Genomic DNA, 22,434 nt, shown 5'->3' on the forward strand with positions numbered 1-22,434 from the left:
TATCGAATGGTTTTATATAAAACTACCACCTCTAAGCTGTTGCTCCATAAGGTTTAAGAATATATTAATTCAATATTTGATAAGATTAACAGGCTTTGCAGATTTTACTTGATAATAGAAATTTAACCCTATAGCTATTTGGCTTCTTAAGCTTGCCTCGAAATTAAAAAGTCGTTTCCAACGAATGCCTTGTGAGCTTCCTTTGAAGTATTTTACTGTTTTAAAACCCTTTATCTTCTTACATCTTTTGTTAACCAATCTTCCAATTCCTGGTCTTCTTTAGAAGTATGTAGTACTGAAATATCTCCCGTGGTCTCAAAAATTACCGCACGAACCTGTGAAAGGTCTAAAACATTTGCTTCTCTTAATTTAGAACGTAAATCCCCTTCGGTTACTCTGGCCTTTTTTAGGTTCTCATATAAAATAGTTTGTTTGTCCATAAGTAATAGGGGTGAATTGTCTATGATTTTTTGAACGAAATGCCAACGTCTTAGAAATGCCGCAGAAATTTGTAGAATATATACTGCCGCAAGACCAATAATACCTTGCAATAAACTGACAGATTTAGATAAAATGGTTGAAGCTATAATAGAACCTACCGCAACTGTCATTGCAAAATCAAAACTTGACATTTTAGAAAAACTACGCTTGCCGGCTATTCTTGTAAATAAAATAATTGCGAGGTAAATACCTATTGCCGTTAGAGTAATTGCTATTAAAGATGTCCGGGATGCTTCAAACCACTTTTCCATAATTGTATTTTTACAGGCCTATAATTAGATGTTTCAGTTTTTTTGGAGATTATCTTAAAAGTAAAGGACTTCTGGCTAAATAAAATGTTAAGAACTCATAAGAATTTATAAAGCCTCGGTAGATGGTCAGTTACTATTTAGGAGCTTTCATTGGTCTTAATTGAATACCTTTGTAAAATGAATTTATTAAAAATCGGTCATCGTGGTGCCAAGGGGCATTTGGCAGAAAATACTCTGGCAAGCATACAAAAAGCATTGTCTTTTGGAGTTGATGCCATAGAAGTAGATGTGCACAGGTGTAAAACCGGTGAATTGGTGGTAATTCATGATTTTACCCTGGATCGTACCACAAACGGAAGTGGAGAAGTCGCTAAAAAGCCTTTAACCGAACTCAAAACTTTAAAGGTAGAAGAGCAATTCGAGATACCCTTGCTCACCGAAGTCCTGGACTTTATTAAAGGGAAGTGTAGTATAAATATTGAGTTAAAAGGTCTCAATACTGCTACAGCGACTGCAGAAATCATTAAAAACAAGATAGCTTCAGGAGATTGGAGTTATAAAGATTTTATCGTTTCCAGTTTTCAGAAAAACGAATTGTTTCAAATGCGAAAACTAGATGAAAATGTTGCACTGGGAGTTTTGAGTAAGGCAAGTGTTACCGAGGCAATAGAGCTTGGAAAACAGCTTAATGCTTCTGCAATCCATCCTTCTTTGGGCATTATAACAAGAGATAATGTAAAAGCCTCACATAAAGCCGGCTTCAGTGTGAATGTATGGACGGTTAACGAACCAGAAGATATTCAGCGAATGCGAGAATTTGGCGTAGACGGAATTATTTCTGACTTTCCCGATAGGCTTTTTGAGTAAAAAGCAAGTGAAATATTTAATTTGAAGCCTTGAATCAAAAAAAATGCAGCATTTTGACATTATAATTATAGGTGGTGGGGCAGCAGGCTTTTTTACAGCTATAAACGCAGCCGAAAATAATCCCGGACTTAAAATTGCCATTCTTGAACGTGGTAAAGAAGTGCTTACCAAATTGAAAATTTCGGGAGGGGGCAGGTGTAATGTAACCCACGCCGAGTTTGTTCCTAAAGAACTTAGCCTTAACTATCCGCGAGGTGAAAAAGAATTATTGGGGCCATTTCACGGATTTATGACCGGGGATACTATGGAGTGGTTTCAGAAAAGGGGAATTGAACTAAAGATTGAAGAAGATGGTCGTATTTTTCCGGTTTCAGACGATTCGCAAAGTATTATCAATTGTTTTTTACGGGAAACCGAAAGCCGGAAAATTCAGGTGTTTAAAAGTCATGTGGTTCAAAATTTTCAAAAGAAAGAAGGCCTCTGGGATATCAAAACGAGTAAAGGCGATTTTTCGGCAGAAAAAATTATGCTTGCTACCGGAAGTAATCCTAAAATGTGGAATCTTTTAAAGAAACTGGGTCATGAAATTATAGAACCTGTTCCTTCTCTTTTTACTTTTAATATTCAAGATGAACGCATTAAGGATTTACCCGGAATAGCAACTGAAGCGGAGGTTAAAATAAAATCTAAAAAAATAAATTTAGAGAGCAAAGGGCCACTTTTAATTACTCATTGGGGAATGAGCGGCCCGGGTATTTTAAAACTTTCAGCCTGGGGCGCAAGGGATTTGGAGAAACTAAACTATCAATTTGAAATTCTGGTAAATTGGTTGCCGGGGTTCAATTTAGAAGAAGTTTTGACAGCGTTAAAAGATTTTAAATCAAGCCTGGCCAAACAACAGGTGGTGAAAAATGCAAAATTCGATTTACCTAAGCGCCTTTGGAAAAATTTGGTACTAGCTTCTAAAATAGAAGAAGGAACCACCTGGGCCGATTTAAATAAACATCAACTTCAAAATTTAAGCAATCAGCTTGCCCGTGCAGTTTTTAAAGTAAATGGAAAAAGCACCTTTAAGGAAGAATTTGTTACTGCCGGCGGTGTTAATCTAAAAGAAGTCGATTTTAAAACTTTTGAGAGTAAACTTCATAAAAACCTGTTTTTAGCCGGAGAAGTTTTAAACATAGATGCCATAACCGGTGGCTTTAACTTTCAGAATGCCTGGACAGGAGGTTTTCTTGCGGCAAAAGCAATGAGCAAAGACTAGTTAAGTCGCCAAATCTCAAAATTTAAGGCCATGGCAAATAGTACCCAAATGGCATAAGGAATCATTAGATATGCTGCGGTGTTGCTTACCACTTTAAACCATTTTATAGTGAGAATTATAAGTATAAAAAGCAAAATAATACTTACTAGTGCTAAAAAAGGTTTTTGTAGTCCAAAGAAAAGAAGAGACCAGGAGCCATTTATTAATAATTGAAACCCAAAATGATATAAAGCGGTTTTTACCCATTTGTGATAAAATCCTTTGCTCCATACAATACCGGCGGCAATCCCCATTAATACATACATAATTAACCAAATTGCGCCAAAAAACACATCTGGAGGTTTAAACCAGGGTTTGTTTAAACTTGGATACCAGATTTCATGACCCACTTGTGTGGCAATTGCTCCCATAAAGCCAAAAAGCAAACAAATGCCAATAGCCATAGAACTTCGTAAAAAGAGTTTTTGGGTCATTTTTAAAAATCTAATATCGGGTGCCGCCTCTACTAAAATAAAAATTTATTTGGACAGGGAAAGAAATTTCCCAAAACATAAAACATATCTTTGCGGTTTAATGAAGACTTAAATTTTTAATCGATGCTTTGAAGCTTAGGCAAGAAGTATTTTTATTAAAATGTTGCTATGCGCGAACAGGATTTTATTCCAAAGCAATTTTCAAATACATTGGAAAATGGGGAGGTAACCTGGAGTTCTCCCAGTAATATTGCCCTGGTTAAATATTGGGGGAAAAAGGAGAACCAGATTCCGGCTAATCCTTCGGTGAGTTTTACCTTACAGAATTGTAAAACCACTACCCGAATGAAGTTTCAGAAGAAAGCAGCACCGTCTGCAACTTTTGATTTTGAACTTTATTTTGAAGGGAAAAAGAAGGAAGATTTTAAACCCAAAATTCAACAGTTTTTTGAGCGTATAGCGCAGTATGCACCGTTTTTAAAAGATTACAGGTTTACTATTTATACTGAAAACTCATTTCCGCACAGCAGTGGAATAGCCTCATCGGCAAGCGGAATGAGTGCCCTGGCTTTATGTGTGATGAGCCTGGAAAAAGAATTGAACCCTGAGATTTCAACCGTGGCCGGGATTACTAATGAAGCGTTTTTCTATAAAAAAGCTTCATTCTTGGCGCGCTTAGGTTCGGGAAGTGCCTGCCGAAGTCTGGAAGGAGAATTAATTGAATGGGGCGAGCATAAGAATATTCCCGCAAGCAGTGACCTCTTCGGTGTTAAATACCCATTTGAAATTGCTGAGGTTTTTAAAAGTTTTCAGGATACAATTTTATTGGTAGATAAAGGCCAGAAACAGGTTAGTAGCAGTGTGGGCCATAATTTAATGCACGGCCATCCATTTGCCGACAGCCGTTTTGCCCAGGCACATGAAAACTTAGATAAGCTAAAAACCGTTTTTGCATCTGGAAACTTAGAAGAATTTATTGCCATTGTAGAAAGCGAAGCCCTCACATTACATGCTATGATGATGAGTAGTCATCCATACTTTATATTGATGAAACCCAACACTCTGGAGATTATTAATAAGGTGTGGGAATTTAGGAAAGCTACTAAAATCCCGGTATGTTTTACTCTGGATGCCGGTGCCAATGTACATCTACTTTATCCTGAAAACAGTAAGGAAAAAGTTTTAGAATTCATTAAGAATGAGCTTGTTGTCTATTGTGAAAAAGGGCAGTATATTTGTGACCAGGTTGGAAAGGGAGCAGAAAAGTTGTAAATTTACTCGATTAACGTGATTTAAATGTTGAGGGATTTACCCCAAGATTTAATTAAAAAGGCAAATGCCTCGTTTGATTATTGCTGGTTTTTACTCTTTTTTGACCTAAAAAAAGAATATCTTATTGCTTATGAAAGGACCTCTATTTTATTCAAAAATCTTACTATTTGGAGAATATGGAATTATTAAAGATTCCAAAGGTTTATCCATTCCTTATAATTTTTATAATGGCGCTTTAAAAGTAAATGAAGATCCTTCTGAAGCTGCAATAGCCTCCAACCAAAGTTTAAAGCGGTTTGCCGATTACTTAGGAGAACTTCAGGTAAATAATCCTGAATTGGTGCAATTTGATTTGGAGAAGCTTAAAAGTGATATTGAAAAGGGTATGTATTTCGATTCTACCATTCCGCAGGGATATGGAGTTGGGAGTAGTGGTGCCCTGGTAGCAGCTATTTATGATAAATATGCCACCGGAAAAATCACGGTTTTAGAAAATCTTACCCGAGATAAACTATTAAAACTCAAAAAGATTTTCGGGGAAATGGAATCTTTCTTTCACGGAAAGTCTTCTGGCTTAGACCCTTTAAATAGTTATTTAAGCATTCCAATTTTAATCAATTCTAAAGATAATATTGAGCCTGCAGGTATACCTTCCCAAACCGAAAACGGATTGGGCGCAGTATTTTTATTAGATAGTGGTAGCACCGGGGAAACGGGCCCAATGGTTAATATCTTTATGGAAAACATGAAACAGGAGGGCTTTAGGCAAATGCTTAAAGAACAATTTGTAAAGCATACAGATGCCTGCGTAGACGATTTCCTAAAAGGCGATGTAAAATCGCTTTTCCATAATGTAAAGCGTCTTTCTCATGTGGTATTAGATAATTTTAAACCCATGATTCCGGCTCAATTCCATAAGCTTTGGAAACACGGTATAGACACGAACGATTACTATCTTAAACTCTGCGGTTCTGGCGGTGGTGGTTATATTTTAGGTTTTACAGAAGATATTGAAAAGGCCAGGAAATCTCTTAAAGATTACAAATTAGAAGTGGTGTACAACTTCTAAATAAAACCTTCATGGCGTCTACCTCTAACAAGCGCTTATTGCTGAAAATGCTTAGTTTGTTTTCGGTGGTTCGCGGTTATAATATTTTGGTACTTATCTTAGCCCAATACCTTACGTCGGCTTTTATTTTAGCACCCGAACTTGCCTTAAGAGAAGTTTTTTTTGACGATAATTTATTCTTTCTTATTCTTTCTTCTGCTACCGTAATAGCTTCTGGGTATATTATCAATAATTTTTACGATAGTGAAAAAGATTTGATCAATAGGCCAAAAAAAACAATGCTTGATAGGTTTGTGAGCCAGCGCACTAAACTTTCGGTTTATTTTATCCTTAATTTACTGGCAATCTTTTTTGCCAGCTATGTTTCCTTTAAGGCGGTGGTGTTCTTTTCGGTCTATATTTTCGCTATCTGGCTGTACTCGCATCGTTTAAAACGTATTTTATTCTTGGGGAATTTGGTAGCTTCAATTTTAACCATTACCCCATTTTTTGTGATTTTTATTTACTATAAAAATTTTCAAACGGTAATTTTTATTCATGCAACCTTTCTTTATTTAATGATTGTAATGCGGGAGCTGGTGAAAGATTTGGAAAATATGCAGGGAGACCTGGTTCAAAATTATCATACTATTCCCATAGTGTACGGGGAAAAGCTGAGTAAATTTTTTCTTACTATCTTAAGTGTTTTAGCGGTAATTCCTACAATGCTTTTAATTACCCGGTTTGATACCGGATATATGGAATATTACTTTTATATCTCGCTTATTTTACTGATTTTCTTTGTACTTTTTTTATATTTCAGTAAAGTGAAATGGCAGTTTTTATTACTTCATAATATTTTAAAATTTATTATTGTAGCGGGGGTTCTTAGTATTTTGCTTATTGATATTGATGAGGTGCTTAACCGTGTTTTTTAAAAGAAATTAAATTCAGAAATTATTTATGGAAAAAGATCATAGCTATTTTTTAAAAAGAGCTATTCAATTAGCTGAAGAAGGAATGGATAAGGGTTCGGGAGGCCCGTTTGGTGCGGTAATCGTTAAAAACGGAGAAATAATTGCCGAATCAAGCAATAGAGTAACCTCTACCAACGATCCTACAGCACATGCCGAGGTGGCTGCCATTAGACAAGCTTGTGAAAAACTGGAAAATTTTCAATTAGAAGATTGCATACTTTATACTTCTTGTGAGCCCTGTCCCATGTGCTTGGGTGCTATTTATTGGGCTCGACCGAATAAAGTTTATTATGCCTTAAGCCGCGAAGATGCCGCTAAGATTGGATTTGACGATCAGTTTGTATACGATGAAATTGCACTTAAAATGGATCAGCGAAAGATTCCTTTTATAAATATGATGCGGGAAGAAGGCCTGCCTGTTTTTCAAAAATGGGAAGCAAAAGGCGATAAAATTGATTATTAGGGCTTTTTTTAAGCCTAAATCATTACAAAACTTTTAATTAAATAGAATGCCACTCTATATCAATAGAGTACCTTTGCAAAAAATTAGCGATATGAGTAGAGATAACAAATCTAGAGCCGGAAAGTTTAGCGGAAGACAGGGTGGTGGCAAGAGCAAAAAGTCTATGGCCCGCGGCAACGCACCTATAAAAAAGCGCCAATCTGCTCCCAGCCCCGCTTCTAAGTCTGATGGGATTCGTTTAAATAAATATATAGCGAATGCGGGAATATGCTCTCGCCGTGATGCCGATATCTTTATTTCTGCCGGAAATGTGACCGTTAATGGAAAGGTAGTAACCGAAATGGGCTATAAAGTAGCACCTACCGATGATGTGAAGTTTGACGGAAGAAGCGTAAACCCGGAGAAAGCTGAATATTTTGTTTTAAATAAACCAAAGGGAATCTATGTAACCGGAAGTACCGAAAAAGGCGGTAAAACGGTTATGGATATTATGGCAAAAGCTACTAGGGCAAAACTGGATCCTATAGGGAAATTAGATACCCAGGCTATGGGGCTTTTAGTATTTACCAACGATGGTACTTTGGCTAAAAAACTGGGAAAACCCAAAAACGGAATAAGACAAATATACCATGTAAGCTTAACCAAGCCACTTTCATTCGAGCATTTAGATAAGGTTAGAAAGGGTATTTTTCTTGAAGATGGGAAAGTAAATATACAGGATATAAGCTTTATTGCCGACAGGCCGAAGAATGAAATTGGAATTGAAACCAAAAGCACTAAAAACCACGTAATTCAACGTATGTTTAAAAGCATGGGTTTTGAAGTTGAAAAGCTGGATAGGGTTGTCTTTGGCGGACTTACAAAAAAGGATTTACCAAGAGGACGCTTTAGAAGGCTTACAGATCAGGAAGTTATAAATTTAGGGATGCATTAAAAAAAGTGATTCCGTATTAAGTTTTTTAATATTTTTGAACCGGATTAGGACATTCCTTTTCCGGTTTTTTTATTGGCACCGCCAAAGGGTATAATACCCCGAGGTAGTTTACTTACAACTTATCATGCATATTTGCAATTATGGGGCATTTAGTATCTTAACATCAAACGAGGCTTTTGGTAGTCCAAAATCTTATGTTTAGCCTCTTTGTTCGCGCTATAATTCAGGCGTATATCATTTTTCTTAACATTAATTTACCAGCTATTTTTTTTGATGAGAAAAATTAATGCCTAATTTTTAACTTTAAAACATATAAACTTATCAATTGAATACAAAATACAGAGATTTAATAGAGCAAACCTATTATTTTCCGCAGGAAGAATTTAGCCTGGAAGGAACCGAGTTAAAGTTTCACGACATAGATTTAATGGAACTCATTAAAACCTATGGAACACCATTAAAATTCACTTACTTACCTAAAATTTCCCAAAATATACGTAGGGCTAAGAAGTGGTTTGCAGATGCAATGGAAAAACATGATTATAATGGGAAGTATAATTATTGCTATTGTACAAAAAGCTCTCATTTTCAGCATGTTTTAAATGAAGCCTTAAAAAACGATATCCATATAGAAACCTCTTCAGCTTTCGATATTAATATCGTGGAAGAATTAAAAGCTACAGGGAAAATAACCAACGATACCTATGTGCTTTGTAATGGTTTTAAACGCGATCAATACATAGAAAATATTGCCCGTTTACTTAATAATGGCCATAGAAACTGTATTCCTATAATAGATAATTACGAAGAGATTGATTTGCTCACTGAACGAATAGACGGTAAATTTCCTATTGGAATACGGATCGCTTCAGAAGAAGAGCCAAAATTTGAATTTTATACCTCAAGGCTGGGAATTGGTTACAAGAATATTGTTCCGTTTTTCAATAGAAAGATAAAAGAGAATGAACAGGTAGCATTAAAAATGCTGCATTTCTTTATCAATACCGGTATTAGGGACACCGCATATTACTGGAATGAACTGCAAAAGTGTTTACGGGTATATGTAAACTTAAAGAAAGTGTGCCCAGAACTGGATAGTTTAAATATTGGAGGTGGCTTTCCGGTAAAGAACTCACTTCATTTTGAGTACGATTATGCTTATATGGTAGATGAGATTATCAATCAAATCAAATTATATTGTGAAGAAGCCGAAGTTGAGGTGCCTAATATTTTTACCGAATTCGGTAGTTTTACTGTGGGAGAAAGCGGTGGGGCCATTTATGAGATTTTATACCAAAAGCAGCAAAACGACCGCGAGAAATGGAACATGATCAACTCTTCTTTTATCACCACTTTACCAGATACCTGGGCGATAAGTAAGAAATTTGTGATGTTACCCGTAAACCGTTGGAACGATGAATATGAGCGGGTATTACTGGGAGGACTAACCTGCGATAGCGACGATTATTATAACTCAGAGCAAAACGTAAATGCTATTTATCTTCCTAAGTTTAAGAAAGATAAACCTTTATATATTGGCTTTTTTAATACAGGCGCTTACCAGGAAACTATTGGTGGCCATGGCGGTTTGCATCATTGTTTAATCCCGCAGCCAAAACACCTGTTAATAGATAGAGACGAAGATGGCAATATTGGGACTACAGTGTTTAGTGAGCAGCAAGATGCCAATGATATGCTTAAAATATTAGGTTATAATGGCCATAAATAAACTAACCCGAAGCAAGCAGCTGAGTCCCGATAGTTGTAGGGGTCAATCTTTATTATCAAGTAAAAAATAGTAACTTTATATAACCAACAACCAATTACTTAATTACAATGAACAAAAAGAATTACGCCGGAATACCCGATAAATATTCGCGAATAGATGATGCGAAAGTGGTATTAATCCCGGTGCCTTATGATGGTACCAGTACCTGGCAAAAAGGATCTGATAAAGGGCCTGAAGCTTTTTTGGAGGCTTCAGAAAATATGGAACTTTACGATATAGAAACCCGTAGCGAAGTTTATAAAAAAGGAATTTATCTCGCGCCACCGGTTACTGAGAATTCTTCTCCAGAAAAAATGGTCGAGGCGGTGTATAAAACTACCAAAAACTACATAAAACAGGAAAAATTTGTAACGCTTTTTGGGGGAGAACATTCTATTTCTATAGGCTCTATAAGAGCCTTTAACGAAAGTTTTGAAGATCTTACAGTGGTACAATTAGATGCGCATGCCGATTTAAGGCCAGAGTACGAAGGCTCTACTTGCAACCATGCCTGTGCACTTCATGAAGCCAGTAAGAAGAATAATTTGGTTCAGGTTGGAATTCGATCTATGGATGTTTCTGAAGTAGAACATATGGACGAAAATCAGGTGTATTTTGCACACGATCTATATGAAGATTGGCAGGAGGATGCTATTGGTCAAATGTCACCCAATGTGTTTATTACCATAGATTTAGATGCTTTTGATCCTTCTATCTTACCATCTACCGGTACTCCGGAACCCGGAGGGCTTTTCTGGTATGAGACCCTTGAGTTTCTAAAGATGATGTTCAAAAAGAAAAATGTAGTAGGTTTTGATATTGTGGAACTTTGTCCAAATAAAAACGAAAAATCATCAGATTTCCTGGCGGCTAAGTTGTATTACAAAATGCTGAGCTACAAATTTAAATATCAAAATTATAACGAAGAAGACGAAGATGAGTAAAGGAGCTATTTCTCAGTTTATAGAAAAATATTTTTTGCATTTTAATTCGGCTGCCCTCGTGGATGCGGCCAAAGATTATGAAAAACAACTTCAAGGCGGTTCTAAGATGCTGGTTTCCCTTGCTGGGGCTATGAGTACGGCAGAGCTCGGGAAAATCTTTGCAGAAATGATACGAAAAGAAAAAGTACATATCATTTCCTGTACCGGAGCTAACCTGGAAGAAGATGTGATGAACCTGGTAGCACATTCGCACTATAAGCGTGTGCCAAATTACAGAGATCTAACCCCTAAAGAAGAATGGGACTTGATGGAGAGTGGCTTAAATAGGGTTACCGATACCTGTATTCCCGAAGAAGAAGCTTTTAGAAGAATTCAGCATCATATCGTAAAGATATGGAAAGATGCAGAGGCTAAAGGAGAACGCTATTTTCCTCATGAATTTTTATATAAATTACTGCTTTCGGGAGCTCTGGAAGAGCATTATGAGATAGATTTAAAAGATTCGTGGATGTATGCCGCCGCCGAAAAGAATTTACCAATAGTAGTTCCCGGATGGGAAGATAGTACCCTGGGAAATATTTTTGCTTCCTATGTGCTTAAAGGCGAGCTAAAAGCAAGTACCATGAAATCTGGGATTGAATATATGACTTTCCTTGCCGACTGGTATACCGATAATTCTAAGGAAGGAATAGGGTTTTTTCAAATTGGAGGCGGAATTGCCGGCGATTTCCCTATTTGTGTAGTGCCTATGCTTTATCAGGATTTAGAGCGTACCGATACACCTTTTTGGAGCTATTTCTGCCAAATATCAGATTCTACTACCAGCTACGGCTCTTATTCGGGCGCGGTGCCTAATGAGAAAATTACCTGGGGAAAATTAGATATAGATACTCCAAAACATATTATAGAAAGTGATGCAACCATTGTGGCACCTTTAATTTTTGCTTATTTGTTAGATATGTAACCATTAACGTCTTAAAGGTTTTCAGGGATGTCCTTCGGAATTTTATTATAATTGAGTGGTAAAGATTTCTATGTTTCTTAGCCTGTTTGGATAGATATTGATTTTTTGGCCTACCGAAAATTTATCGTAAAATTTGAAGTGAAGTTCCCGTAAAATTTTAGGCTGTTTGAGCCCGCCGGAATAGTTTTTAAAGGACTGGTTCTAAAGGCGAGTTCCTAAAATTTAGGGATTGAACGATGAATTTAGATAAAGTTTCGTAAGCCTGGATTTTTTTGGTTCGTTTTTTCATCAATGGAAAAAATGAACAAATTAAATAGATAGACGTCTTATCCGTAATTAACAAATAATTAGTAGGAATTGAAGCTGTTTGGTAATACAATTAATGTATTATTGAACAGCTTTTTTTATGCTCATTTTTATATTAAATTTTATATGGCTAGTAGTTGGTTTGTTTATGCAATTGGATTTTTAGCACAGCTTCTGTTTTCTGCGAGATTAATTATGCAGTGGATTAAGTCTGAAAAAACCCAAAAGATTCAAACACCCAGTTTGTTCTGGAAATTGAGTTTACAGGGCGCTGTACTACTATTTATCTACGGCTATTTACGCGACGATATGGCGATTATGCTGGGACAGTTTCTGGTCTATGGTGGTTACTTTAGAAACCTTCAGCTTCAGGGGGAATGGGGAAAGTCTGGTATTATGTTCAAGTTGTATGTGATTGCACTTCCGGTACTTATTGCACTGTATATTATTTTTCTTGGCCGGTTAGATTGGGCCGATTTGGTGAAAGGCGATAATATTTCTACCTGGATTATAATTTTGGGAATAGTGGGGCAACTTATTTACACAGCCCGGTTTATTTATCAATGGATTCACGCTGAAAAGAATCAGGAATCAGATTTACCCTGGAATTTCTGGGTGATTAGCCTTGTAGGCTCCAGCCTTATTTTTATCTATGGTCTTTTACGCTATGACCCTGTTTTGCTGGCTGCACACTTTTTTGGAGGCCTGGTATATATTCGAAATTTATTTATAATAAGGAAGTCTCGAAAGTAGCTTTGGTTTAAGAATTTCGAACATAAAAACCGCAATTACTACAATATATTCTATCCCAATTAACCAGTAATTCTCCCGGAATCCAGCATCATTATAGGCCGAATAGCTTAATACGACCAAAAAAGACCAAATCAACGCAAATCTATACCTAGTGAAAACCGAAAGTAAAAGAGGGGTGGCAATATACCAGGGATGTACGGTAGTAGATAGAAAAAAATAGACTGAAACTGCCAGCAGCATGGTTTTTAGCAATTTTTCAGTTGAATTATTTCTTTGGAAAAATGCCAGCCCTAAAAGAATTAGTGTTACCACCAAAGGTAATATCTTACCCGCGGTGGCAATAATATTATAGCCTTTTAGTTGAAATCCAATCCATCTAACTACATAATAAATACTCGCATTAAACTCAAATTTCTGAAACCATAACGCGATACTGGCTGAAAAATTTGAGATAAACTCTGAAGAAATAAAAGGAAGAAAACTAAATATAACAGTTAGTCCAACTACAAAATAATAACCCAGGAGTTTTTTGAAATTTAAAGCATGAATACCTGAATTTTCTATCTTTTTACTTCTTATAAAATAATTTAATAGTAGGGGTAGGAACAACAATGGCAACAATTTAACTGAAACAGAGATTCCAAGGAATACTGCACTCCAAATCCATTTCTTGTGATGTAATAAATAGATAGCCCAGGTGAAAAAGAATAGCATTACAGCTTCAAAATGTAAGTTCCCGGTGAGTTCAATAATGATAAATGGGTTTAAGATAAACCAGAATATCTGGTAAGGGGGGAGATTAAATTTCAATAATAATTTCCTGCCTAAATATAGCGTACCCAAATCGGCTAAAATGATAAAAAACCGCATGGCAATTACAGATCCCAGAATACTTTTTCCTCCTAAAAAAGTCGAAATTGTAAATAGCAATTGATTTATCGGGGGGTAGCTGGTATAGTTTCCGGCACTTAGGCTACCCATTCCCTGTATTAGTTTTTGTTTTGTTAGGTTTAGCGAGGCCAAGGGTTCTTTCCAATTATCAGGAACCGATAAATAAGGGTTATTTCCTTCTAGAATTAGCTGGCCATCCCATATAAACCTATAAAAATCCTGAGATAAGTTTGGTGTGGCCACAATAAAGACAAGTCGGAATATAATTGCAGCTCCGGCCAACATCCAAAAATTAGTTTTTTCTAATTGAATAAGCTTAAAACTAATAAAAAACAAGCCGGTATAAAGTCCGACTAATTTTATAAAATCAGGTCGGTTTAAATCGTAAGCGAAAGACCCATAAAATGCAACCCCTGTTAAAATCAGGAGAATGGAAAATTTATGATGTTTAAGGAAATCTGTCATTTAACTTTTCTTAATACGTCAAGCTGAGCTTGTTTCAGCTTCTAATATTCTTTTCGAGTTAGATCCTAAAACGAGTTCAGAATGAGGATGACAATAATTTGAATTTAATCTATTTAGCCTTTTAAATCCTCACCGATCTAAAAACCACAAAGCCAAAGCCTATAAAAAGCATCAGGTGAAAAATGGCCAGGCTAAAATCGTTCAGCATAAAAGCGCTATAGAGTCCGAAACCAAAATACAACCATAGAGCGAATTCAACTGCAATACTTAATGAAAACTTTTGTTGAATATAAATATTCTTCTTCCAGGAATCGTTCAGGGAACTTACATTAAATTTTGGGGTTCTAATAAAAGCCGATTTTTTTCCGAGATGCCCTTCTAAAACCGCTAGCGAATTGTGAACCGAAAATCCCATAGCTACCGAAAAGAAGGTAAAAAACAGGACTATAAAATTTAAAAAACTTTTAAAATCCCTTCCGTGAATTCTTGAATACGCGACATAATAGCAAAAAAAGAAAATTAACGTGCTCACTAAAAAGAAGGCCGCCAAATTAAAATACCAGCCAAACTGGGGATTGTTGTTTTTAATAAAAAGAATGGGAATGCTCAATACCGCTAACACCAGGATCACCAGGAACATACTGGAGTTAAGTAAGTGGAAAAACGCATGAAATTTTGTGCTAAAAGGAACAGTTTTATCCTTTAGTAATTTTTTAAAATTCTTTTTAAAATTTTCGGCGGCACCTTTGTTCCAACGAAATTGTTGTGAACGTGCCGCACTTATTGCTACCGGCAATTCGGCAGGGGTTTCTACATCTTCCAGGTATTTAAATTCCCAGTTTTTGAGTTGTGCCCGGTAACTTAAATCGAGGTCTTCGGTTAAAGTGTCTCCACTCCAGTTTCCTGCGTCTAAAATACATTCTTTTCTCCATATTCCGGCGGTGCCATTAAAGTTGATAAAATGCCTGCCAAAATTACGTCCGGTTTGCTCCAGGATAAAATGAAAATCTAAAGCAAAAGCCTGGATTTTTGTAAGTAAAGAATAGTCTCGATTAATATGCCCCCAACGGGTTTGTACCACACCAATTTTAGGATTTTTAAAATAAGGTACTGTTTGTAACAGCCAATCTTTATTTGGTAAGAAATCGGAATCAAAAATGGCGATAAATTCTCCTTTGGCGATCTTTAAACCCTCTTTTAATGCGCCGGCTTTAAAGCCACTACGATCTTTTCTTGTGATATGCTGAATATCCAGTCCGGTTTCTTTGAGTTGCTTTACTAAAGCCTCAATTTTTTGAACCGATTCATCGGTAGAGTCATCTAATACCTGAATTTCTAATTTCTCCACTGGATATTCAATTCTGGCAATATTTTTTAATAGGCGCTCTACCACATATAGCTCGTTGTATAGTGGAAGCTGTATGGTAATAAAAGGTGTTTCGACAGGATTTTTAAGGTTGAATTTCTCAGAAGCATCCACCTTTTTTTTTGCCTTTAGATAATTCAATAATAATTGAAGCTGCGAAATACTATAAAAGAAAATAAACAGCAGGGCAAGTGTGTATATGATGATAATGGTTAAATCCATTATTTAAAACTATATTTAAAAATCCAACCTAATATTTTAACTCCTGCAAAGATAGCACCTTTCACAGTGCCGGAAACTTTAGAGGTGCCAATCCTGTTTTTATAATGTACAGGTACTTCGGTGTAAGAAAACCCCTTTTTTAAGGCTTTCAATTGCATTTCTACCGTCCAGCCATAAGTTTTATCCTGCATTTGCAGCTCCAGCAATTTCTGGTATTTAATGGCTCTAAACGGCCCCAAATCTGTAAACCTGGCATTAAAAAATAATTTCATTAGAGAAGTTGCCAACCAGTTTCCAAATATCTGCGGAAAGGTCATCGAACCTTTTTCTCTCCATCTTTTAACCCTGGAGCCAATAACCAAATCTTTATTTTCTTCAATAATTGGGGCGATTATTTTAGTTAATTCGGCAGGGAAATCACTATAATCTCCGTCTAAAAAAACAATAATATCCGGTTTAAGACTTTCGAGGGGCTGTTGGGAAATATAGTCCAGTCCCTTTAAACAAGCATAGCCATAGCCTTTTCTTTTTTCCTGTAATACCGTGGCACCTGCATTTTTAGCGTTGGCTTCAGTAGCATCGGTAGAATTATTGCTTACCACAATAACCTCCTGAACAATCTTCGGGATTTCCGCAATAACCTTCGCTATAGATTCTTCCTCATTAAAAGCCGGAATAATTACTTTGATTTTTTTGGAAGAAAAGTCTACTTCAGACTTAGAGTTTTTAGGATAATTTGGGCCAGGCTCACATTTTTCGTGACTGCCCTGGAATTCTTGATTTTCTTGTGGCATTTACTTCGATTTCTGGTTTACCAGGTCCATTAGGTTTACATCATTTCCCAAGAGCACTTCTTCAGAGTTTATGCGTCCCTCCATATCGTCATTTTCAAGTTTTAACACGCCTCTTGGGCAAACTGCCGAGCAGATTCCGCAGCCAACACAGCTGGAACGTACTATATTTTCTCCTTTTTGGGCATAAGCGCGCACATCAATTCCCATTTCACAATAGGTAGAGCAATTTCCACAGGAGATACATTGCCCGCCGTTGGTAGTAATTCTAAATCTTGAAAAAAGGCGTTGTTGCATTCCTAAAATTGCTGCCATTGGGCAACCGTAACGGCACCAAACCCTGCTTCCAAAAATTGGATAAAAGCCTACGCCAATAACCCCCGAAAATGCGGCACCAATCAAGAAACCATACCATTCCCGAAGTTGATAGCCCCCGAAGAAAAAGATATTTCCATTTCCGCTGAAATAATTAATACAGATAATTGATAAGATTACCACTAAATAGCCAATAGCACCATATTTAGCATCCTTGGCTAATTCTTTACGTTTAAAAATCATAATTACCGCGAAAAGCAACGTAAGAAAACCGGCAGTTCCCCAAAGAAAAGCATCTTTGGTAAGCCAGAAATCATTGGCACTGTCGCCTAAAAATGAATACAAAACCGCAATGGTCATAACCGTAACAAATACTAGAACGCTATGAATTACCCAGCGTTCAATCTTCCAGGCATGTTGAGATTTGTCAGAAAGTTGACGGTACGGGTCGCCGGCGGTTTCTGCAAGTCCACCGCAACCGCAAACCCAGCTACAATACCAGCGTTTTCCGTATTTATAGGTTAAAATAGGCGTGATTACAAATATGGAAATCAATCCAAAAACTAGCATAATTACGCCAACATTGCCTGCTGAAAGGAATTCGTTGATCTTATAATCGGTAAACAAATCGTAGTTAAGCGGCCAAATATTGGCGGGGTTATAGTAAGGTTGGTTTAACCGAATTAAAATTTCGGGAATTAGAAAGGCAAAACCCAACTGAAAGAACATCACCGAGAAGGTGCGAATTACTTCGTAGCGATTATTGCGATATTTTAAAATAAACTTATATCCAAAAGCCAGAATAGCCAGGGTATACAGTGTGCCATATACAAACCATTGGCTGGCAGGGTTTCCGCTAATTAATTTACTTAATGGGTCGAAAAGTGAAATGATCCCTGTGTTTTGCCCATCGGCATTAAGTCCTAGATACTGCGGAAACCAATATAAAACCACATAAAAAAGCGTAAGAACAATGCCCAGGACCCAGGCCCAAAAACCACGGCCACTAAGTGATTTAAACCAAACTCCGTCGTTTTTGATACCCGCGTGTTTGCCCAGATATAAATCGTTGGCGAAAATTACGGTCCCCAATGCAATAAGCCCTAAAGACAAACTTAAAAATAGGGGCTTGTTTGGAAAGTTTACATTGGCTATGGCCAGTACTAAAATGAAAAGCCCAACCAAACCTATACCGCTGGCCAGTTTTTGCCTGGTAGAAAGTTTTGTCGCTGCCTCTGGTGTAAGAGACATATTGTGTTCTATTTTGCTCATACTTTCTGTAAATTCTCTTTAAAACTTTTAAAAATTTCTTTTTCGTGCTGAGTGTAAAACTCAGGATCAAAATTGGCCTGCTTTAAGTTGGCCAGGACGTGATCTATCTTGCGATTTTCATTTAACCACTGGTCAAATATGGCATGGCGCATCCTTATTCCAAAGGTGTTTATTCCCAGGAATTTATTGGAGTTAGCATCAAAAGCAATAGTAATGGCTTTGGTGTTATCTTTATGCTGCCAGTGAAAGTGCATTTCATTATCGCCCGGTTGTGCTGAAACATTGCCGTAAGTTTGATATTCAATATCAAAGAATTTAGCCGAGTTAAACCAGTTCCCGGGTTTGTATTTCATCGTATTGCCTGTTAAGGTTTGTGCCAGGGTTTCGCCCATCATACGGCCTGCATACCAAACGGCTTCAATAGGTTTTCTATGGGGTAGGGGTTGTTTTACCTGTGCACAATCGCCAATAGCAAAAACGTCTTTAATGTTGGTTTGTAGAAATTCGTCTACCAGAATTCCCTTATCGGTTTCTAAAGCCGAATCTGCAAGAAAATCTATATTAGGTCTAACCCCGGTACAAAGTCCTACCAACTGGCATTCAATTTCTTCACCCGAATTTGTGATTATAGAAGTGACTTTTCCGTCTTGATTGCCAATAATCCTGTCCAGTTCGGTTTCTTCTCTAAGATCTACCCCGTGCGATCTAATGTGTTTAGAGATTAGTTTAGCATCCTGAATTGGCAATACATTATGCCAAAAGGCTTCTTCCCGGATTAGGAAAGTTACCTCAATATTTCGTGTGTTAAGCATTTCAGCTAGTTCCACACCAATCAATCCTCCACCAATAATTACTGCTTTTTGGCAAGTTTGAGTGTTTTTCTCCAGCAGTTCTAAATCTTGTTTAGAAACCAGTCCCTGCACTCCTTCTAAATCCTGACCTTCCCAACCAAATTTGTTATAAACCGAGCCTGTTGCCAAAACCAGCTTATCATAACTCATTGTTTCTTCAGAAGAGAAATGCAATGTTTTCCCTTCAAAATCTATAGTGTCAACCCAGGCTTTTTTTAAATCAATTCTATTTTTCTCCCAAAACCAATCTTCATAAGGTTTTAAGTGATTCCATTTCATATGGCCCATATACACATACATCAATGCGGTGCGAGAAAAGAAATAATCGCTTTCCGCAGAAATTACGGTAATTTTTGCGTCGGAATTTTTCCTAATGTGCCGCGCACAGGTAATTCCTGCAATCCCATTTCCTATAATAACTATGTGTTCCATATTTGCCAGATAATCGAGATTTATCCCGATCACTATCGGGACTTAGAGGCCTTCCTCAAAATTAAAGTATTCTATTTTGATTATACCTGCTGAATTTTATTTGTGATTTTCTGCTTAAACAGCTTTTACAACTTCTTTAAATAGCGTAATCATATTTGGTTCTGCTTTCGCGGCCATAGCAATAATTTCATCGATATTTACCGGTTTTAGGTTATCAGGGTCACCTTCATCGGTAATTACAGAAATAGCTGAAACCGGCAGGTTTAAATGATTGGCCACAATAATTTCTGGCACAGTACTCATTCCAACAGCATCTGCGCCCAAAATTTTCAGCATTCTATATTCGGCACGGGTTTCTAATTGTGGCCCTAAAAGTGCTGCGTAAACCCCTTTATGTAGTTTTATTCCCTCTTTTTTAGCTATAGTTTCAAAGGCGGCGTTCATCTCGGCATTATAAGGAGCACTCATATCTACAAAACGTTCACCCAATTGGGAAACCCCTTTAAAAGCCAGAGGAGAATCTCCCAGCAAATTAATATGATCGTCAATAAGCATAAGTTCCCCTTTTTTAAATTTCAAATTGATTGAACCTGAAGCATTTGAAACCAGGAGCTTTTTAATACCCAGTTGATGCATAATGCGAACAGGAAAGGTTACCTCTTGCATAGTATAGCCTTCGTACATATGAAAACGCCCCTGCATCACTACCACTTTTTTTCCTTCCAGCTCTCCAAAAATCAATTTTCCTTTATGGAATTCTACCGTAGCGGTTGGAAAATGAGGTATCTCGTTGTAGCTAACCTCTACCTCTGTTTTTATTTCATCTAAGAGTTGACCCAGGCCTGTGCCCAGTATAATCCCTATCTCCGGATTTATAAAGCCTTTTTCTTTGAGGTATTTAGTTGTTTCCTCTATTTTTTGAATCATTTTTTACTTTTTGAAAAATTGCTGAAAATCTTTATGATCTTTAATATCTGAATAATAATCTACATCGTTCCTGGCTTCAAGAAAGCCAATATCTTTTCCTTTTAAATCTTTTACAGTCTCCTGGAAAACCGATGAGGTTCCCCATTCTTTTCCCTGAAAAACTTCCGGAAACAATTGATTCATACCCAATAAATAATAACCGCCATCTGTAGCAGGGCCAAGAACCACTTCTTTTTCCTGAAGTAAGTGAAAAGCGTTTTCCAGGTCTTCCTGTTTTAAATCGTAAAGATCGCTGCCAATAATAACAATATGTTTATAGCCTTCTTCAAAACCTTCTTTAAAAGCATTTTTCATACGTTCACCCAATTCTTTTCCCTCTTGAAGCTTTTTCGAATATAGCTCTAAATTCCAGATGTCTTTATCTACAATAGCTTCAGAATAATAAACCTTTTTGCTAACAGGAAGATTTTTAGTAACCGAAACAGTATGTTGTAGTAAAAATTTATAAACTTCAAATGCAGCCCTGTCCCCAATATCCATGGCGAGCCGGGTCTTTACTTTTCCCGGTTCCGGATTTCTTGTAAAGATAATTAATAAGTTCTGGGAGGTTTTTAGGCTCAAAATTTAATGGTTTAGCGAGGTTGGTTAGGCTACGGTACCCTGGCAGCTACTTCCGGCACCGGCGGTACAACCGTAACAATGTTGTGAAATTCTTATTTCGCGATTACTAAGCAGGTCTTCGTTATATTCACTAATATGCTGCACTTTACTATCTACTTTTAAGGCCAGCATTTGGTTAAAGTCGCAGTCGTATAGCCAGCCATCCCAACTTACCGAAATGGTATTGGTGCACATTACACTTTCTACCGCAGCAGGATTATAGGCTTCTACCAGTGCATACATATAATCTTCATAATTTTCGGAAGCGATTAAATATTCCAGAAAACGACTAATTGGTAAATTGGTGATGGCAAAAAGATTATCGAAATCTATATTGAAATCTTCTTTTAGCGCTTTTTTAAAATCTTTTTGCAAGGCCTCCTGGTTTGTAGGTAAAAATGCACCGGCAGGATTATAAACAAGATCTAATTTTAGGTTGGTGCCTGGCTGTGCATAACCTGCAGCGTTAAGCATTTGCAAGGCTTTAATAGACTTGTCGAATACCCCATTGCCACGTTGCTTATCGGTTTTTTCCCGTTTATAAAAAGGAAGGGAAGAAACTACGTGAACCTTATATTTTTTAAAGAATTCAGGTAAATCATGGTACTTCTTATTTGCCAGTATAATTGTAAGATTAGAACGAACAATAAAATCTTTAATTCCGGCTTTTGAAGCTTCTTCTACAAACCATCTAAAATTCGGGTTCATTTCTGGTGCGCCCCCTGTAAGATCCAGGGTGTGGGCTTTGGTTGTTTTAATAACCTCCAGGCATTGCTCCATGGTTTCTTTGGTCATAATCTCCTTCCGGTCTGGACCTGCGTCTACGTGACAATGCGAGCAAACCTGATTACACATATAACCTAAATTAAGTTGAAGTATTTCTAGCTTTTTAGGTTTTAAAGGGGCATTTCCGGTTTCTGCAATTTTATCTTTAAACAAAGGAAGTTCCCCTTTTTTAAAGACCCCGTTGCTTAAAAATGTAAGCTGGTTTTCGGGTTTAGAAAGGTCATCTTTTCTCGCCGATAAAGATTTTAGTAGAGCCATTTTGAAAATTTAATGCTATTGGGAATAAATAATTTAAACTAAAGCAATGAAAAAGGTTTACATGCTTAATTTATCATATTTGTTCATCATTTGTACACCGTGTACCAGGGTTGCTCCACTTTCAATAGCAGCTCCGGTATGCACGGCTTCCATCATTTCTTCTTTTGTGATCCCCTTTTGTAAACCATCTTTGGTGTAAGCATCAATACAATAAGGGCATTTTACTACGTGGGATACAGCAAGGGCTATAAGTGATTTCTCCCTAGCAGAGAGCGCTCCTTCTTCAAAAACTTTTTCGTAGTAATCAAAAAACTTAGCTCCCAGTTCTTCGCTCCATTCAGTTATTTTTCCAAACTTCCTTAAATCATCGGGGTTATAATAGGTCTTAGCCATAGCAGTTATTAGGTTTTAAG

General features: G+C 36.9%; 22 protein-coding genes. 11 read left to right on the forward strand and 11 right to left on the reverse strand.

Annotated elements, in window-relative coordinates; translation table 11 throughout:
* Window positions 1-230: 230 nt before the first annotated feature.
* Window positions 231-752 carry a DUF421 domain-containing protein gene (locus tag I6U49_RS01860; protein WP_198627367.1) on the reverse strand — a complete coding sequence of 174 codons (522 nt, stop codon included), beginning with the start codon at window positions 750-752 and terminating at the stop codon, window positions 231-233.
* Between the two features lie 177 nt (window positions 753-929).
* On the opposite strand from I6U49_RS01860, the gene I6U49_RS01865 reads away from it, so the two are divergent.
* Complete coding sequence (locus tag I6U49_RS01865) at window positions 930-1,619, forward strand: glycerophosphodiester phosphodiesterase (RefSeq protein WP_198627368.1); 690 nt, start codon at window positions 930-932, stop codon at window positions 1,617-1,619.
* Window positions 1,620-1,662: 43 nt separating this feature from the next.
* Window positions 1,663-2,883: a BaiN/RdsA family NAD(P)/FAD-dependent oxidoreductase gene (locus tag I6U49_RS01870; protein WP_198627369.1), complete on the forward strand. Its 1,221-nt coding sequence runs from the start codon at window positions 1,663-1,665 to the stop codon at window positions 2,881-2,883.
* Here I6U49_RS01870 and I6U49_RS01875 read toward each other — a convergent pair.
* Window positions 2,880-3,356 carry a TspO/MBR family protein gene (locus tag I6U49_RS01875; RefSeq protein ID WP_193711336.1) on the reverse strand — a complete coding sequence of 159 codons (477 nt, stop codon included), beginning with the start codon at window positions 3,354-3,356 and terminating at the stop codon, window positions 2,880-2,882. The two genes, I6U49_RS01870 and I6U49_RS01875, sit on opposite strands and share 4 nt — an antisense overlap.
* A gap of 168 nt (window positions 3,357-3,524) precedes the next feature.
* On the opposite strand from I6U49_RS01875, the gene I6U49_RS01880 reads away from it, so the two are divergent.
* The 9 genes from I6U49_RS01880 (at window position 3,525) to I6U49_RS01920 (ending at window position 12,785) form a co-directional block, all read left to right on the forward strand.
* Window positions 3,525-4,628, forward strand: coding sequence for a diphosphomevalonate/mevalonate 3,5-bisphosphate decarboxylase family protein (locus I6U49_RS01880; RefSeq protein WP_198627370.1), 1,104 nt, complete (start codon window positions 3,525-3,527; stop codon window positions 4,626-4,628).
* A 130-nt stretch (window positions 4,629-4,758) separates the two neighbouring features.
* Window positions 4,759-5,697, forward strand: a complete 939-nt coding sequence (locus tag I6U49_RS01885; RefSeq protein WP_198627371.1) for a mevalonate kinase family protein — start codon at window positions 4,759-4,761, stop codon at window positions 5,695-5,697.
* An 11-nt stretch (window positions 5,698-5,708) separates the two neighbouring features.
* The gene (locus I6U49_RS01890; RefSeq protein ID WP_198627372.1) at window positions 5,709-6,614 is read left to right on the forward strand and encodes a geranylgeranylglycerol-phosphate geranylgeranyltransferase; all 906 of its coding nucleotides are present in this window, start codon (window positions 5,709-5,711) and stop codon (window positions 6,612-6,614) included.
* A gap of 25 nt (window positions 6,615-6,639) precedes the next feature.
* Window positions 6,640-7,116, forward strand: a complete 477-nt coding sequence (locus I6U49_RS01895; RefSeq protein ID WP_193711332.1) for a nucleoside deaminase — start codon at window positions 6,640-6,642, stop codon at window positions 7,114-7,116.
* Window positions 7,117-7,207: 91 nt separating this feature from the next.
* Window positions 7,208-8,050, forward strand: a complete 843-nt coding sequence (locus tag I6U49_RS01900) for a pseudouridine synthase (protein ID WP_198627373.1) — start codon at window positions 7,208-7,210, stop codon at window positions 8,048-8,050.
* A 325-nt stretch (window positions 8,051-8,375) separates the two neighbouring features.
* Complete coding sequence (locus I6U49_RS01905; RefSeq protein ID WP_198627374.1) at window positions 8,376-9,779, forward strand: arginine decarboxylase; 1,404 nt, start codon at window positions 8,376-8,378, stop codon at window positions 9,777-9,779.
* Between the two features lie 107 nt (window positions 9,780-9,886).
* On the forward strand, window positions 9,887-10,762 hold the full coding sequence (speB, locus tag I6U49_RS01910) for an agmatinase (RefSeq protein WP_198627375.1): 876 nt from the start codon (window positions 9,887-9,889) through the stop codon (window positions 10,760-10,762).
* Window positions 10,755-11,726, forward strand: a complete 972-nt coding sequence (locus tag I6U49_RS01915; protein WP_198627376.1) for a deoxyhypusine synthase family protein — start codon at window positions 10,755-10,757, stop codon at window positions 11,724-11,726. The genes speB and I6U49_RS01915 overlap by 8 nt, the downstream gene beginning before the upstream one ends.
* 432 nt (window positions 11,727-12,158) lie before the next feature.
* Window positions 12,159-12,785, forward strand: coding sequence for a lipid-A-disaccharide synthase N-terminal domain-containing protein (locus I6U49_RS01920; protein ID WP_193711327.1), 627 nt, complete (start codon window positions 12,159-12,161; stop codon window positions 12,783-12,785).
* Here the strand turns inward: I6U49_RS01920 and I6U49_RS01925 are convergent.
* From I6U49_RS01925 to I6U49_RS01965, 9 genes are all read right to left on the reverse strand, one after another.
* Complete coding sequence (locus I6U49_RS01925) at window positions 12,756-14,141, reverse strand: glycosyltransferase 87 family protein (protein WP_198627377.1); 1,386 nt, start codon at window positions 14,139-14,141, stop codon at window positions 12,756-12,758. The two genes, I6U49_RS01920 and I6U49_RS01925, sit on opposite strands and share 30 nt — an antisense overlap.
* 121 nt (window positions 14,142-14,262) lie before the next feature.
* On the reverse strand, window positions 14,263-15,729 hold the full coding sequence (locus I6U49_RS01930; protein ID WP_198627378.1) for a cellulose synthase family protein: 1,467 nt from the start codon (window positions 15,727-15,729) through the stop codon (window positions 14,263-14,265).
* Window positions 15,729-16,523, reverse strand: a complete 795-nt coding sequence (locus tag I6U49_RS01935; protein ID WP_198627379.1) for a glycosyltransferase family 2 protein — start codon at window positions 16,521-16,523, stop codon at window positions 15,729-15,731. Before I6U49_RS01935 ends, I6U49_RS01930 begins: the two co-directional genes overlap by 1 nt.
* Window positions 16,524-18,107 (reverse strand): 4Fe-4S binding protein, encoded by a 1,584-nt coding sequence (locus tag I6U49_RS01940; protein ID WP_193711323.1) that lies wholly within the window; start codon window positions 18,105-18,107, stop codon window positions 16,524-16,526. It lies immediately after the preceding gene.
* On the reverse strand, window positions 18,104-19,390 hold the full coding sequence (locus tag I6U49_RS01945) for an NAD(P)/FAD-dependent oxidoreductase (RefSeq protein WP_198627380.1): 1,287 nt from the start codon (window positions 19,388-19,390) through the stop codon (window positions 18,104-18,106). The genes I6U49_RS01940 and I6U49_RS01945 overlap by 4 nt, the downstream gene beginning before the upstream one ends.
* Before the next feature lie 114 nt (window positions 19,391-19,504).
* The gene (locus tag I6U49_RS01950) at window positions 19,505-20,317 is read right to left on the reverse strand and encodes a purine-nucleoside phosphorylase (protein WP_198627381.1); all 813 of its coding nucleotides are present in this window, start codon (window positions 20,315-20,317) and stop codon (window positions 19,505-19,507) included.
* Window positions 20,318-20,320: 3 nt separating this feature from the next.
* Window positions 20,321-20,938 (reverse strand): TIGR04282 family arsenosugar biosynthesis glycosyltransferase, encoded by a 618-nt coding sequence (locus tag I6U49_RS01955; RefSeq protein WP_198627382.1) that lies wholly within the window; start codon window positions 20,936-20,938, stop codon window positions 20,321-20,323.
* Window positions 20,939-20,962: 24 nt separating this feature from the next.
* Window positions 20,963-22,021: an arsenosugar biosynthesis radical SAM (seleno)protein ArsS gene (gene arsS / locus I6U49_RS01960; RefSeq protein WP_198627383.1), complete on the reverse strand. Its 1,059-nt coding sequence runs from the start codon at window positions 22,019-22,021 to the stop codon at window positions 20,963-20,965.
* Window positions 22,022-22,078: 57 nt separating this feature from the next.
* The gene (locus I6U49_RS01965; protein ID WP_193711318.1) at window positions 22,079-22,414 is read right to left on the reverse strand and encodes an arsenosugar biosynthesis-associated peroxidase-like protein; all 336 of its coding nucleotides are present in this window, start codon (window positions 22,412-22,414) and stop codon (window positions 22,079-22,081) included.
* Between the last annotated feature and the right edge of the window lie 20 nt (window positions 22,415-22,434).

Source organism: Salegentibacter maritimus (assembly GCF_016236915.1).
GTDB lineage: Bacteria > Bacteroidota > Bacteroidia > Flavobacteriales > Flavobacteriaceae > Salegentibacter > Salegentibacter maritimus.